The 13,397-nt window shown below is 44.6% G+C and carries 13 protein-coding genes and 2 tRNA genes; 7 read left to right on the plus strand and 8 right to left on the minus strand.

The genetic code is table 11. From position 1 onward, the window contains the following. Window positions 1-435 precede the first annotated feature (435 nt). The 3 genes from R7Z10_RS14585 (at window position 436) to R7Z10_RS14595 (ending at window position 1,998) form a co-directional block, all read left to right on the plus strand. Window positions 436-834: a VOC family protein gene (locus R7Z10_RS14585; protein WP_318105158.1), complete on the plus strand. Its 399-nt coding sequence runs from the start codon at window positions 436-438 to the stop codon at window positions 832-834. Between the two features lie 165 nt (window positions 835-999). Continuing rightward, a complete protein-coding gene (locus tag R7Z10_RS14590) occupies window positions 1,000-1,638 on the plus strand; it encodes a DJ-1/PfpI family protein (RefSeq protein ID WP_206959177.1) in 639 nt (212 codons plus the stop codon). A 129-nt stretch (window positions 1,639-1,767) separates the two neighbouring features. Beyond that, a complete protein-coding gene (locus R7Z10_RS14595) occupies window positions 1,768-1,998 on the plus strand; it encodes a hypothetical protein (protein ID WP_017820907.1) in 231 nt (76 codons plus the stop codon). Window positions 1,999-2,256: 258 nt separating this feature from the next. Here the strand turns inward: R7Z10_RS14595 and R7Z10_RS14600 are convergent. The 8 genes from R7Z10_RS14600 to hppD all read right to left on the minus strand — a co-directional run bounded on the left by R7Z10_RS14600 (window position 2,257) and on the right by hppD (window position 7,869). Beyond that, a tRNA-Val gene (locus R7Z10_RS14600) sits at window positions 2,257-2,333 on the minus strand. 33 nt (window positions 2,334-2,366) lie between these two features. Further along, a tRNA-Val gene (locus tag R7Z10_RS14605) sits at window positions 2,367-2,443 on the minus strand. A 179-nt stretch (window positions 2,444-2,622) separates the two neighbouring features. Further along, on the minus strand, window positions 2,623-2,961 hold the full coding sequence (locus R7Z10_RS14610) for a hypothetical protein (protein WP_005377830.1): 339 nt from the start codon (window positions 2,959-2,961) through the stop codon (window positions 2,623-2,625). A gap of 119 nt (window positions 2,962-3,080) precedes the next feature. After that, a complete protein-coding gene (locus R7Z10_RS14615) occupies window positions 3,081-3,740 on the minus strand; it encodes a DUF2726 domain-containing protein (protein WP_047100684.1) in 660 nt (219 codons plus the stop codon). Window positions 3,741-3,935: 195 nt separating this feature from the next. Continuing rightward, a complete protein-coding gene (maiA, locus tag R7Z10_RS14620; RefSeq protein WP_054574090.1) occupies window positions 3,936-4,604 on the minus strand; it encodes a maleylacetoacetate isomerase in 669 nt (222 codons plus the stop codon). A 21-nt stretch (window positions 4,605-4,625) separates the two neighbouring features. Next, window positions 4,626-5,663 carry a fumarylacetoacetate hydrolase family protein gene (locus R7Z10_RS14625; protein WP_318105161.1) on the minus strand — a complete coding sequence of 346 codons (1,038 nt, stop codon included), beginning with the start codon at window positions 5,661-5,663 and terminating at the stop codon, window positions 4,626-4,628. A gap of 9 nt (window positions 5,664-5,672) precedes the next feature. Continuing rightward, window positions 5,673-6,803, minus strand: a complete 1,131-nt coding sequence (locus R7Z10_RS14630; protein ID WP_042521907.1) for a homogentisate 1,2-dioxygenase — start codon at window positions 6,801-6,803, stop codon at window positions 5,673-5,675. Continuing rightward, complete coding sequence (hppD, locus tag R7Z10_RS14635; protein WP_005377835.1) at window positions 6,796-7,869, minus strand: 4-hydroxyphenylpyruvate dioxygenase; 1,074 nt, start codon at window positions 7,867-7,869, stop codon at window positions 6,796-6,798. Before hppD ends, R7Z10_RS14630 begins: the two co-directional genes overlap by 8 nt. 538 nt (window positions 7,870-8,407) lie before the next feature. Between hppD and R7Z10_RS14640 the strand changes: the two genes are divergently transcribed. The 4 genes from R7Z10_RS14640 (at window position 8,408) to R7Z10_RS14655 (ending at window position 13,396) form a co-directional block, all read left to right on the plus strand. Continuing rightward, the gene (locus R7Z10_RS14640) at window positions 8,408-9,514 is read left to right on the plus strand and encodes a M20/M25/M40 family metallo-hydrolase (protein WP_250654228.1); all 1,107 of its coding nucleotides are present in this window, start codon (window positions 8,408-8,410) and stop codon (window positions 9,512-9,514) included. A 264-nt stretch (window positions 9,515-9,778) separates the two neighbouring features. Then, a complete protein-coding gene (locus tag R7Z10_RS14645) occupies window positions 9,779-11,389 on the plus strand; it encodes a peptide ABC transporter substrate-binding protein (RefSeq protein WP_239932037.1) in 1,611 nt (536 codons plus the stop codon). 144 nt (window positions 11,390-11,533) lie between these two features. Continuing rightward, on the plus strand, window positions 11,534-12,454 hold the full coding sequence (gene oppB, locus R7Z10_RS14650; protein ID WP_005377838.1) for an oligopeptide ABC transporter permease OppB: 921 nt from the start codon (window positions 11,534-11,536) through the stop codon (window positions 12,452-12,454). Window positions 12,455-12,463: 9 nt separating this feature from the next. Then, complete coding sequence (locus R7Z10_RS14655) at window positions 12,464-13,396, plus strand: ABC transporter permease subunit (protein WP_005377839.1); 933 nt, start codon at window positions 12,464-12,466, stop codon at window positions 13,394-13,396. The last annotated feature ends 1 nt before the right edge of the window (window position 13,397 follow it).

Here is a 13,397-nt window from a genome sequence, read left to right on the forward strand (position 1 = left end):
TGCGAGAAGTTAACAATCATAAGAATCAAGTGGCGATAGACCAGCAGCGAGCACATGAAATACATAAAGCAAACGCTTCTAAACCTGTAACGTATTCAACACCAGCATCTACTTCGACTAGTAATGTTGTTCACTGTTACAAATTGGAAGACGTTAGCTTGGATAAGAACATTCAAACCTTTAATGGAATGATATGCCCTATAGGCTGGCTTAAATATTATGGCTATTAATGTATTTGATTAATACAGTACTTAAGAATGAACTCTAAGTTTAATTTTTAGTTCAAGATTGGGTTTCTTGTTTACAATGTTATGTTTCCAGTTGGATTACCGTATTCGAATAGATTGACGAAGTTAATCAATATATGTGTATTGATGCTTACTTTTTATCGAGTTATCTTTGTTTGATAGCCATTAAAACGAGTGAGGAAACAAAGTGACTGTGTTAACAAAAGGCATACACCACGTAGGTTTAACCGTATCTAACCTAGAAGCAAGCGCGAAGTTTTTCACTGAACAATTAGGTTGGAGTGAAGTAAAAAGAAATCCAGACTACCCGGCAATATTTGTGAGTGATGGGCATATCATGCTTACACTATGGGCGGCTAAGGCTGATGCCGCCACTCCATTTGACAGAAAAACGAATATTGGTTTGCATCACTTAGCTTTACTCGTAGAGACTGAGAAGCAACTCTATGAGTTGCGTGATCAATTAATGGCGTCGGGAATCGAAATTGAGTTTGGTCCCGAGCTTGTTAAGACAGGACCCGCAAAACATTTAATGTGTTACGACCCAAGTGGTATTAGGGTTGAGTTTTTCTGGGCGGGCTCGTAAAACAAACATAACAAAATTTTATAATAGGGATTTGGTACACATGGCATTGTTAGTTTGCACCGCCTTTGGTATTTAAGGTGCTCAGCAGAAGCTTGCGTATTGAATGCCCCTCCCCTCCTACTACACATTTTGCGACTTACGAGTAAGTCCAAAAGGATAAATGTTATGTATAAAATCGGCGTTGTTTTATTTGATGATTTCACGGATGTCGATTTCTTTCTTATGTATGACTTGCTAGGGCGCACAACCGACAGTTGGACGGTAAGTATACTTGGAACTAAATCTGAACATCATTCCCACCTCGGTATGAAAGTTAAAACAGACGGACACCTTTCTGAGGTGACGAATCAAGATGTCGTTCTTATTACAAGCGGCAAACGGGGTATTCCAGCCGCTTTAAAAGATGCTGAATTTATGTCAGCGTTGAATCTTGATCCAAATAGGCAGCTAATAGGTTCGATTTGTGCGGGATCATTCATCCTCCATGAACTCGGTTTACTAAAAGGCAAGCGATTAACAACAAACCCAGATGCAAAGGATGTTCTACAAAGTATGGGAGGAGATGTTCAGGATCTGCCTCTCGTGATAGACGGTAATGTAGCGACGGCCGGTGGCTGCCTTTCACTGATGTATCTAATTGGTTGGTTAACAGAGCGGCTATTTGACTCAAACAAACGAAAAGCTATACAAAATCAATTGATACCTGCTGGGCAATTAGAGCTGTTTGAAGAGCTTATTGCCACAACTATTCAATCAGCAGAGTTAGCAAGCTCGGATCACAAGGCGTTAAATAATCATTCATAACATGTGGTGTTTTACATTACGTTCGTTTTAGTGTTTAGGGTAAGTCACACATCAGTCTTGTGTGACTTACCCTTGAACATAACGCCACTTGGGGAAATTAACTTACAGGGAGTAAATCAATTGGTAAAAATGTACGGTTCTGAAGAGACAAGAGCGTTTTGCTGTAATTGTAAAGAAGTAACGCTACATCGGTACGAAAGCTTCTCTAAAGCACAGGAAAAGACCGAGAAAAAAGCTAAAGGTTTCTTCTCTGGTCTATTTGCAGCAATAATTAGCTCATTAATGGAAGGCGAAGCGACTGGTGACTACAAATGTACAATATGCGGCACTAATCTTCACACGCCAGATAATTTAGATTAGTAGTCAGTGCCTCTAAAGCCACAGCAAGTGGCACGCAACATAATTTATAGACGGCTCTAGTGGGTTTGAAGCGTATGCACCTTATGCTTTGCATTTAGGGTCTTGAGGTTGTGTTGCGGATCAGGTAGTGCACTTTTATCTCTGACAAGGGGCTAACGCAGAGCAAAAACAAGGGACAAGAAAAGAAGTAGTTTTACTTGAGTATCAATGAATTACAGACACAAAAAAGCCCACCAAAAGGTGGGCTTTTTTAAAATTTGGTGGGTCCGGGCGAACTCGAATCGCCGACCCCTACCATGTCAAGGTAGTACTCTAACCAACTGAGCTACGGACCCAAATTTTTATGTTCCTAACCATTCAATTCAGAATGGTGCGTCCGAGTGGACTCGAACCACCGACCCCCGCCATGTCAAGGCGATACTCTAACCAGCTGAGCTACGGACGCATTTCTCTGGAACGACGAGGATATTAGCTATAAGCGAACGGTGGTGCAAGCACAAATTTACCAACTTTGAACCGTTTGGCGAAAATGTAAACTCAACACGCGTTTTCAGATGATTTTATCGACAAGAACTGGGCCTGTAGGGTTTAAAAGTGTGATCTATATAACTTTTATTATCTCACTTAATTGTCGTAAGGCACTTCACTGAGCATCCAAATCTGTAAGGTTTGCGATACCTTAGGGCAAGTACCAAACAAAATCTGATATTTAGGTTTAAATGGTTCGCCGATATAGGTTGTACGGATCAACTCTCCTGTTTTAACATCCACTTGAGTGCTCACCCTGCCTTTGAAGTTTTGAAATATGACAAACTGCTCACTGTGGTAAACCATTTGCTCTCGGTAAAACAAGAAATGATCTTGGGGTGTCTCTGTCAATTCACACTCTAGTGGTTTCAAATTAGGTATCGCACTAACATTAGATGCGATGAACAATGCTGACAAAATCCATCCGTATCGCATATAGCTGCCCTATTCTGCACTCTTTTTCAAAGTATAGGTCTTGCCTTGAGGACAGATACAAAAAAGGCTTTGATCATCTCTAATCAAAGCCCCTTATTTCTGCAGGTTAATTGTCGTGTTTAGTCGTCCGCCTCAAACACAACGTTATAATTTTCGGTGTATGTACAATTCGGCTGACGGCTACAAGTAAAGAAACGTCTCCCTTTGAACTCACCTTGGCTTGCGGTTTTAATGATCATCGGACTGCCGCATTTTTTGCAAAAGCGCACTTCTTTATCAGGCTCAATCAAATCAATGTGTGCCGCAAGCAAACGACGTAATCGCCCAACTTGATAACTGTGCTTTACCGAGGCGCCAATTAAAGGCAGGTTGGCCGTCTTACAAACATGAATCAATAACTTTTGTCTTTCTATCTTACCCTTGTTTAGCTCCTGCCCATTATCCAATTCAACGATAACGCGCGGCTCTAGTGTCCTTGGGTCACAAATAACGTAATCAAAATAGCTTCGAGATATACGATTGTTCGCGACAAAAAACTGCTTCTTATTTTTGATTTCTTTTGGCGTAACCAAACTGGACATGTTTACTTTCGCGAATACTACGGCATGCTCCCCGACCGCAGCTCTTAACGCATTATAGAACGCACCCTCTTGACCTCTGAGCAGAGGGCCTTTCGAGCGATAAGGATAATCACGCGTGTCATCGTGCTTAATCACGTACTTTTGAATAACAAAGAAGAATAAAACCAGAAGAACAACAATGATAAAAATGTTGGTCATAAATAAAGTGCATCCAAAACAACTCGTTGCTCAAAGCGTAAATGGAAATGTTATGCAGAGCAACAAAACCTCGCAATTTTGAGGCGCCACGACGATAGCGAGAAACAGAAAATTTTGCTCACCAATAAAAACAAGCCAATCACACACTTGGATTGGCTCGTTTAAATTTTGTTAATACATTATGTATGCTAAGAATCAACTATTAGCGTCTGGCTGATTCTCTGGCATCGCATCAATAAAAGCGGGCAGTTGATTGCATGACTGCACAACAGCGTTAATGGTTGGATAAAGAGAGGTATCTACACCAAAGCGTTGTGCGTTATAAAATTGTGGTACCAGACAAATATCGACAATAGATGGCGAGCTTGTCAGGCTAAACTTGCAATCACCATTTAGTTTACGATGCTTCTGAAGTTTCTCTTCTAATGCTGTAAAACCTTTGTGGATCCAGTGATGAATCCAAGCGACTTTGCGCTCTGGCTCGCAAGCTAACTCCCCCTCTAAATACTGTAGAACTCTCAAGTTATTCAGGGGATGAATCTCCATTGCAATATCCTGAGCCAAAGCTAGCGCTTGGTATCGAAGCGGCGTTTGCTCGGGGATCACAGTGACATCCGGGTAGTGTTCTTCTAAGTATTGAATGATCGCCAGTGACTGGGTTAACTGAACCTCCCCATCCACCAGCAAAGGAACCAGTTCAGAAGCGTTTAACTCATGGTACTCGTTACTGTGTTGTTCGCCACCATTGCGCACCAAGTGTACCGATTTTGAATCATACGGTAACTCTTTAAGATTCAAGCAAATACGCACACGATATGCCGCCGATGATCGCCAGTATCCGTATAAAATCATGCTATCGCTCATATCGTCTCCCAACCAGCACTGTTAGTGCCTGAGATATTGGCTAACTTGTTGGTCAATCGAACCGAATATGTTGTTGCCATCCGCATCGAACATTTCCAATCTGATTGAATCTCCAAACGACATGAAGTTAGTCGACGGCTTACCATCACGAATGGTTTCAATCATGCGAACTTCCGCGATACATGAATAGCCAACGCCACCTTCTTCAATAGAAGTGCCATGTTCCGTTCCCTGCTTGTTGGATACCGTACCTGAGCCTATAATCGCCCCAGCAGATAGCGGGCGCGTTTTAGTCGCGTGAATAATTAAGTCTGCGAAATCAAACGTCATATCGATACCTGCATTCGGGCGACCAAACGGCTTGTGGTTGTAGGTCGAGACCAATGGTAAATGCACTTTGTTTTCGTACCACGCATCGCCTAGTTCGTCTGGTGTTACTGCCACAGGAGAAAACGCAGAAGAAGGTTTAGATTGGAAAAAACCAAACCCTTTAGCTAATTCTGCGGGAATTAGCCCACGCAGTGAGACATCATTCACCAGCATGATCAAACGAATCGACTCCTGAGCCTCTGCAACACTCGCGCCCATTGGTACGTCACCAGTTACCACAGCCACTTCACCTTCGAAATCAATACCCCATTCATCACTCGCAAACTCGATGTTGTCACAAGGACCAATAAAGGCATCAGAGCCTCCTTGGTACATCAACGGATCGGTCCAAAAACTCTCTGGCATTTCAGCGCCGCGAGCTTTTCGAACCAACTCAACGTGGTTTACGTAAGCACTGCCATCAGCCCACTGATAAGCGCGAGGAAGCGGCGACTCGCAGTAGTGCGCTTCAAACTCTTCATACCCTGCAATCGTGCCATTGTTCAGTGCAACGTATAGCTCTTCCAGTTGTGGTGCTAGCGTATCCCAGTTATCAAGTGCCACCTGCATCGTCGGTGCTAAGTTCATGGGGTGGAAAATTTCTGTCGCTGGTACGCAGCGCGTTAAGTCTTTGCTCACGACCATCAACAAACCGTCACGAGTGCCATTTTTCTTGGTTGCTAATTTCATCCTTGCCTCTTACTTCTCTTGCCAGCTATAGACGTATTCTTTGTTTTCTACTTTTTCCAGCTCATCCGAAAACTGAAGTGCGTGACGCGTATCAATCATGACCGCGACTTCGTCGGCAAAAGTCTTCTTATGCTCTCGCCCTGCCTTGAAAGCTTTCGGGTGAGGGCCATGTGTAAAACCTGCTGGATGGAATGTCACCATACCCGCTTCAATGTTGTCACGACTAAAGAAGTCACCTGCATGGTAGAACAAGACTTCGTCATAATCGTCATTGTTGTGGTAGAACGGTACTTTGAGCGCTCCAGGATCACTTTCAATTGGACGAGGAACGAAGGTGCACACCACAAATCCTGCTCCTACAAATGTAGTATGTGCAGAAGGCGGTAAATGGTAACGATGTGACATAAGTGGACGAATATCACGCCAGTTCACTTTTACTACCGCCAAATCACCATGCCACCCAATCGCATCCAGCGGGTTGAATGGGTAAGTGATAACACTGACTTTATCGTGGCGTTTCACCTGAACCTGTGTTTGATTCTCAGAATATTGAGCACGGAACTGATCGTTGATCGACGGCGTTTCTAAAACCGCCGGATCAAACACCGCGTGGTTTCCAACCATGCCTTTTTCGGGCAATGTATAAGCCGCATCGGTGTTTTCAATCATCAGAATGAACATCGGCTCGCTTGGTTCTAAACGCCAGCTCGTTGAGCGCGGGATCATGACATAATCCCCTTCGCTCACTTTCAAATGACCATAATCACAGTAGAGATCTGCCGTACCTTGGTGGATGAATAGCAGTTCGTCGCCATCTGCATTTCTCACCAAGAAGTCCATTTTTTCATCCATACGCCAAACACGAACTTTACAATTCGCGTTGTGTAATAGATGCGGGACTGCCCAAGGGGTAATATGGCTGGCTTTTTCGACTAGATTAAAATCAAACGCTCGTGGACGTAGCTCGCCCTCCCACTCAGACCACCCCGTTGGGGCATGTTGATGATGAAAATGTGTTGCGGGGCCGAAGAAGCCACTTCGACCTGCCTCACGTTCATAAATTGCCTCTTCCGGGAAGTCAGCATGTGCTTGTTTAGAGCACACTCCCTCCCGATGAGGGAATGTGATCCATTTATGCATCGCTCAATACTCCTCGGCGAATTTGGTCTTCTTCTATCGATTCAAACAACGCTTTGAAGTTACCCTCGCCAAAGCCTTCATTGCCTTTACGTTGGATGATTTCGAAGAACACAGGGCCGATAACGGTTTGAGTAAAGATTTGTAGCAAGATGCCATCTTTCGTTGGCGCACCATCAATAAGAATCTGCAAATCACGAAGCTTGCTTACATCTTCGCCGTGGCCTTCAACACGCTGATCGACTTTCTCGTAATAAGTATCTGGCGTTGGCATAAAGTCCATGCCTCGCTCACGCAAGGTTTTGACCGTTTCGTAGATGTCGTCAGTGGTCAATGCGATGTGTTGAATACCTTCGCCATTGTATTCACGGATAAACTCTTCAATCTGTGATTTATCATCTGACGACTCATTGATAGGAATTCGGATTTTGCCGCAAGGTGCGGTCATCGCACGGCTGACAAGACCAGTCAGCTTACCTTCGATATCGAAATAACGAATTTCGCGGAAGTTACCAATGCGCTCATAGAAACCTGACCAGACATCCATGTTGCCTTGCTTAACGTTGTGCGTTAAGTGGTCGATTTCGTAAAGACCAACATTCGCTTTTGATAAACGCTCATCAGCATCATCATAAAAACGAAAATCGACATCATAAATGCTCTGCTTTCCATAACGATCGACAAAATAAAGCAAGCTTTCACCGATGCCATAAATAGCAGGAATGCTAAGCTCCATCGGCCCAATTTCCGTTTTATATTCTTTACCGCCATTCTCTAACGCATGCGCCAGAGCAACGGTGGCGTCTTTCACACGAAATGCCATGCCACAAACCGACGGACCGTGAACTTTGGCGAATCCCTCAGCTTGGCTATGCGGCTGCGCATTCACAATAAAGCTAATGTCACCTTGTCGATATAACCACGCTTCTTTTGAGCGATGCTTTGCAATCTCCGCAAAACCTAACGATATAAACAGATCTTTAAGCTGTTGAATGCCTTTGTTGTCAGCAGCGGTATATTCAACAAACTCAAATCCGTCTGTTCCTAATGGGTTATATGCATCAACCATGACTTTCTCCTTGTCTCAGTAGCTTTTGTTTGGACTTATTTTTCTAACTTGGCGCAGGTATTGAGAAATTGGAATACGTGGGGAGAAATCTTTATCTTGGCGATTTTTACGCACAATTGTAAAATATATGTTACACGAAGAGTGCGCGTCGAATCCACTTTTGTAAACATTAAATAAACTGCCTACTTTCAATATATTAGATTGATATTTTCGGCTTTACGCCACCACATAAAATGTAAACAAGTTGTTACTTTGGCATTTTATCTTGGCAACGTAACTCAAAAAGTAAAAGGGGATGGAAAATCTATTGCCCCCTATCTCTATCCGATTTATTCATTTGCTCCTGCAAAACATCAAAAGTAATGTTTCGTGACGCTTCATACAGTTCGAAAGGCTCATCGGTCAGAATCGTGTCATGGATACCCCTTTATTGATTCACCTCAGTTTTATTCAAAAGTAACTATGCCATAAGTGGTGCTCTGTTCCCTTTCGAGCCGAGCCACAAGGCTTCACGCTCGATCAGAAAAAGAGACATCTAATGACGCACATTAATCAAGAACGCTTAGTTGAACACTTTTGCCAACTAGTACGTATCGACAGCGAATCAAAAAACGAAAAACAAATTGCAGAAACACTGGCAGAACAGCTAGGCGAGCTAGGCTTTACCGTGCACAAGCTTCCAGTGCCTGAGCACATTTCTAACGGTTTTAACGTGTACGCCCGTTTAGACGGCAAAAAAGACGGCTCTATCCTAATGAGCTGTCATATGGATACGGTCACTCCAGGTATTGGCATTGAGCCACTCATCGAAGACGGCATTATCCGTTCAAAAGGCCATACGATTCTCGGTGGCGATGATAAATCTGGTATTGCTGCCATCATGGAAGCCGTTCGTTGTATTCAAGCGGAAAACCGTGAGCACAAAACGTTAGAACTTGCTTTCACCGTGTATGAAGAAGGCGGTTTATTCGGTTCACAATACTTCGATATGTCACACGTCACTTCAACGGAAGCAATCGTGTTAGATACGGGTGGCCCTATTGGCACCATTGTGACCGCAGCCCCAGGCCAGCAAAAGATCATGGCAAAAATCAAAGGTCGACCAGCACACGCAGGGCTTGCGCCAGAAGAAGGCATCAGTGCGATCATGGTGGCGGCAGATGCCATCAACCAAATGAAGCTGCTTCGCATCGACGAAGAAACGACAGCCAACATCGGTATGGTTAACGGCGGTCAGGCCACAAACATTGTTATGCCTGAATTAAAAATCGTGGCAGAAGCACGCTCCCTGAATGGCGATAAACTAGATGCTCAGGTCAATCATATGATCTCAACATTAGAGTCTGTCTGTGAAAAACACGGTGCAGAAGTCGAAATTGAATCTAGCCGAGCCTACGACGCTTTTGTTATTGAAGAAAACCACCCACACGTAAACGCTATAAAAGCAGCGTTTTCAGAGTTAGGAATTGACGCCTTCACAAAAGGCACTGGCGGCGGTAGCGATGCCAACAACTTTAACAAGAAAGGTCTCACAACGGTCAACCTTTCAACTGGCATGGCAAAAGTACACACGACAGAAGAGTTTATCGCGGTAAGTGATATGGTCAAAATCACTGAGTTCGTGAAACATTTCCTAGTCAGTTAACGTCATGCCTTTTGAAGAGCAGACTGACTATCTTCCCCTTCTAGCCTGTGCTTGAAGGGGATTTTAATTTGTATCGAAGCAAAATTACTTCCCGTCATGCCAACTTGATATCAGATCTTCAAAGAAATTCCCCTAGCTCACTTTTTGAGACTAGACAGCTCAACACCTGACACCCTGTTACAGTAATGTTAAAACTCGATTGTGTAGACAATTTATACAATATACATTTTTGGCATCTTTCAGGATGAAAAGAGTGAGACAAGGATGAAATTACCTAAGTTGCTTTTATTAGCGTCGATGATGAGTCCAATACTGGCAACATCAAGCTATGCCGCGCCGTATCCCGTAGGTGTGACCCTCGATGAGACACAAGAAATTACGCTAAACAATGGGGCTGAAGTTACTTCTATTGACCCAGCCAAGCAAGCCGCAGAGCCCGCTTTCAATCTCGGTCGAGACCTGTTTGAAGGTCTGGTCATTCAAGATAAGCAAGGTAAAACCATTCCTGGTGTTGCTGAATCTTGGTCAGTCAATGACAACAATACGGTTTATACCTTCCACTTACGTGATGCAAAATGGTCAAATGGCGAAACGGTCACTGCACAAGATTTTGTCTACAGCTGGCAACGCTTACTGAATCCAAGCACTGCTTCACCGTACGCTTGGTTTGCGGCCATTCCAAATATCGAAAACTCGCAAGCCATTATGAAGGGCGAAGCCGAGCCTGAGTCTTTGGGCGTGAAGGCGCTGGATGAAAAAACATTCCAGGTAACACTCGAAGAGCCTATTCCCTTCTTTACGAAACTATTAAGTCATCCAGTGCTTGCCCCCGTTCACAAAGCGACCGTTGAAAAACATGGCAACCGTTGGACCCAGCCTGAGCATATCGTTACAAATGGTGCGTTTACTGTCTCTGAATGGAAAGTTAACGAAAAACTGGTGATGGTTAAAAACCCACATTACTGGGACGCAAGCAATGTAGTGCTGGAAAAAGTCACCTGGCTACCAATTGGTGATGCAAACGTAGTGCTAAACCGCTACCTAGCCGGTGAGATAGACCAAGCGGTTTCCATTCCTGCCGCTCAGAAGAAAAAGTTAATTCAACAACGCCCACAAGAAGTGGCAAGCACCAGTGCGTCTCTTGGCTCCACATTCTATTACCTCAACACTCAACAAGGACCAACAAAAGACGTGCGGGTCCGTAAAGCCCTCTCATATGCCATTGACCGTCAACTGTTAACGAGTGCTATCTTGAGAAACGGTGGGGTTCCAATGTATACCCTTGTGCCACCTCAAACAGATGGTTTTAAATCTCACACTCCTGAGTTCGCAACTTGGAACCGTCATAAACGTATCGAAAAAGCGCAGCAATTACTGTCAGAAGCTGGATACGATAAAAGCAATCCGCTTAAGTTGACGTTTACCGTACCAACTTTCTCGATGGACGTAAAAATGGCAACGACCATGGCAGGTATGTGGAAAAGCCGTTTGGGTGCGCAAGTCACAATAAAACAGCTAGAACCGAAAGTGTTCTACGCACTTAAAGAGCCGACCGACATTACTCGCGGCGGCTGGACGGCCGACTACAATGAAGCCTCTACATGGTTGGATATCTTCGTTTCTAGTGGCGAGTACAACGATTCTCGTTATAACAACCCGCAATACGACGAGTTAATGGCTCGCTCAAAGACCATGAGCAACCCATCAGAACTATATCTACAAGCAGAAAGCATGCTGATTGAAGACATGGCCATTATTCCTATTTATCGTCCGGGTAACGATCAATACCTCATCAAGCCTTACGTGGGCGGCTACGAACTGACAAACCCTGAGTCGTCGTACTACCGCAAGAATGTCTATGTAAAAGCCCACTAAAAGCATGTTTTCGGTCTGAGTCGGCAAGTTCAATGTTTACTTGCCGTTCCTCATATCTCTCGGTGGAGAAGGCAACCTGAGCTCAGACCATTTTTTATTCATAACCGTTCGAAGTGATTTCGGACGACCAAAGGATGATGGATCATGATTTGGTACATTGTTAAGCGATTAGCTATCGCTATCCCCACGCTTCTATTCATCGCACTCGTATCATTTTGGCTGATGCACATTGCACCAGGGGGGCCATTTGATATGGAACGGCCTATGCCAGAGGTGGTACGTGCGAATATCGAAGCAAAATTCCATTTGGACCAGCCCTTCCTTACTCAGTTTTGGATTTACATTGGTAATTTCATACAAGGAGATCTCGGTCCGAGCTTCGTTTATCAAGACTTCAGTGTTACACAGCTCGTCGCACAATCATGGCCTGTTTCAGCAGTATTAGGCGTACTCTCTTTTTGTATTTCCGTTCCACTTGGCATGTTGCTTGGCACCATTGCGGCATTGAACCGAAATAGCCGCCTAGATTACGGCCTGATGACACTTTCGATGACTGGAGTTGTGGTTCCGGCTTTCGTGCTTGCTCCAGTTTTAGTCATGATTTTCGCTATTCAGCTCGGCTGGTTCCCTGCTGGTGGTTGGGAAGGAGGAAAGCTGGCTTTTCTTGTTCTTCCCGTGCTCAGCCTGGCGATTGGCTCCATTGCGAGTATTGCACGCGTCATGCGTGGCGCAATGATTGAAACACTCAACCAACCATACATTCGAACGGCAAAGGCCAAAGGTTTGTCCACAACCTACATTTTATTCCATCACGCTTTGCGACCATCCCTGATTCCCGTCGTTGCGATGCTCGGCCCTGCGTTTGTGTCTGTCGTGACAGGCTCGGTAATTATCGACATTTTCTTTGGTACAGGTGGCATGGGACAACACTTTGTGTCTGGGGCTCTCAACCGCGACTACGGCCTAGTAATGGGCATTACTCTGATTGTCGCTTCACTCACTATCTTCTTTAACCTTGTGGTCGACTTGCTATATACGATTATCGACCCTCGTATACGCGTTTAGGAGTCCGGCATGTTAACGATTAAAAAACTGGATACACAAGCTCTTCAAGATCAAGTCGTCGACAATATTGAAGCCGTCGAAGGTCGCAGTCTTTGGCAGGATGCATGGACTCGATTTCGTAAAAACAGAGCCGCGATGACATCAGTGTATGTTTTGGCGTTCATTACCTTATGCATCACCTTCGGCCCCTCTCTTGCCGCTTTTGGCCATGATGAAATTGACTGGGAAGTGCTCATCGATCCATACGAGCTAGGGAAACCTTCACTGAGCAGTGGCCATTACTTTGGTACCGATGATCTCGGGCAAGATGTCTTTGCTCGCACGATGCAAGGCGGCAGGCTCTCTATTTTGGTGGGTTTTGTCGGCGCCTTAGTCGCCGTTGTTATTGGTACGATTTGGGGAAGTATTTCCGGCTATCTTGGCGGCGTTGTCGATAGCGTAATGATGCGCATTATTGAGGTGCTCGATTCGGTGCCATTTATGTTTATGGTTATCCTGTTTGTTACCCTTTTTGGCAACAACATCTACCTGATTTTTATCGTGATCGGAATGGTATCTTGGCTGGGCATTGCCCGTGTTGTACGTGGTGTCACCTTCGGTCTAAAAAAGAGAGAGTTCATCGAAGCCGCACACTCTATTGGGGTTTCTAAATTGACAATTGTCCGACGCCATGTTCTGCCTAATGTGCTTGGGATCGTGATGGTTTATTCCTCATTAATGGTACCAGGATTCATTATGTTCGAATCGTTTTTGAGCTTCTTAGGGCTTGGTGTTCAACCACCCGACACGAGCTGGGGAATCCTAATTTCCGAAGGCGCAAAAACGATTGACGTTGCATTGTGGATGCTGCTTTTTCCCTCTCTGTTTTTAGTTGCCACCCTCTTTTGTTTTAACTTCATCGGCGATGGCTTGCGTGATGCTCTTGACCCGAAAGACCGATAAG

The sequence above is a fragment of the Vibrio sp. Vb1018 genome, assembly GCF_033338775.1.
In the GTDB taxonomy this organism is placed as follows: domain Bacteria; phylum Pseudomonadota; class Gammaproteobacteria; order Enterobacterales; family Vibrionaceae; genus Vibrio; species Vibrio alginolyticus.

What these genes read in the sequence shown, in the direction of transcription:
- R7Z10_RS14590 (WP_206959177.1), top strand. Translation starts at nt 1,000, where the DNA reads ATGTATAAAATCGGCGTTGTTTTATTTGATGATTTCACGGATGTCGAT.
- R7Z10_RS14595 (WP_017820907.1), top strand. Translation starts at nt 1,768, where the DNA reads ATGTACGGTTCTGAAGAGACAAGAGCGTTTTGCTGTAATTGTAAAGAA.
- R7Z10_RS14610 (WP_005377830.1), bottom strand. Translation starts at nt 2,961, where the DNA reads ATGCGATACGGATGGATTTTGTCAGCATTGTTCATCGCATCTAATGTT.
- R7Z10_RS14615 (WP_047100684.1), bottom strand. Translation starts at nt 3,740, where the DNA reads ATGACCAACATTTTTATCATTGTTGTTCTTCTGGTTTTATTCTTCTTT.
- maiA (WP_054574090.1), bottom strand. Translation starts at nt 4,604, where the DNA reads ATGAGCGATAGCATGATTTTATACGGATACTGGCGATCATCGGCGGCA.
- R7Z10_RS14625 (WP_318105161.1), bottom strand. Translation starts at nt 5,663, where the DNA reads ATGAAATTAGCAACCAAGAAAAATGGCACTCGTGACGGTTTGTTGATG.
- R7Z10_RS14630 (WP_042521907.1), bottom strand. Translation starts at nt 6,803, where the DNA reads ATGCATAAATGGATCACATTCCCTCATCGGGAGGGAGTGTGCTCTAAA.
- hppD (WP_005377835.1), bottom strand. Translation starts at nt 7,869, where the DNA reads ATGGTTGATGCATATAACCCATTAGGAACAGACGGATTTGAGTTTGTT.
- R7Z10_RS14640 (WP_250654228.1), top strand. Translation starts at nt 8,408, where the DNA reads ATGACGCACATTAATCAAGAACGCTTAGTTGAACACTTTTGCCAACTA.
- R7Z10_RS14645 (WP_239932037.1), top strand. Translation starts at nt 9,779, where the DNA reads ATGAAATTACCTAAGTTGCTTTTATTAGCGTCGATGATGAGTCCAATA.
- oppB (WP_005377838.1), top strand. Translation starts at nt 11,534, where the DNA reads ATGATTTGGTACATTGTTAAGCGATTAGCTATCGCTATCCCCACGCTT.
- R7Z10_RS14655 (WP_005377839.1), top strand. Translation starts at nt 12,464, where the DNA reads ATGTTAACGATTAAAAAACTGGATACACAAGCTCTTCAAGATCAAGTC.